1 protein-coding gene is annotated in these 382 nt (G+C 57.3%); it reads right to left on the bottom strand.

What is annotated here, in order from left to right:
• Nucleotides 1-382: cation transporter (locus CXF87_RS12470; protein WP_198556101.1), on the bottom strand; the 382-nt coding region annotated here is incomplete at both ends.

Below are 382 nucleotides of genomic sequence, written 5' to 3'. Positions count from 1 at the left end.
ACCGGTCCACGCGACCAGGGCGCCGGCGGTGATGACCCCCAGGTTGATCACCACGTCGTTGGCCGAGAATATCCAGCTTGCCTTCATGTGCGCCCCGCCTTCCCGATGTTTGGATATGAGCAGCAGACAACTGGTATTGGCAATCAATGCGACGAATGCGATAGCCATCATCACCAGCGATTCAGGCTCACTACCGAATACAAAGCGTCTCACCACCTCTACGAGCACGCCCACAGCCAAGATCAGTTGCAGTACACCAGCAAGATGCGCGGCACGTACCTGCATTTTCACGCTATGTCCAACCGCATAAAGGGCAAGCCCGTACACCGCCGCATCGGCAAAATTGTCCAGGGATTCTCCAATCAGGCCGGTGGACTGGGCG

This window comes from Halomonas sp. MES3-P3E, assembly GCF_002836035.1.
GTDB classification, from domain to species: Bacteria; Pseudomonadota; Gammaproteobacteria; order Pseudomonadales; family Halomonadaceae; genus Vreelandella; species Vreelandella arctica.
The sequence above is the reverse complement of the archived record's forward strand: the minus strand, read 5'-3'. Positions and strand labels throughout refer to the sequence as shown.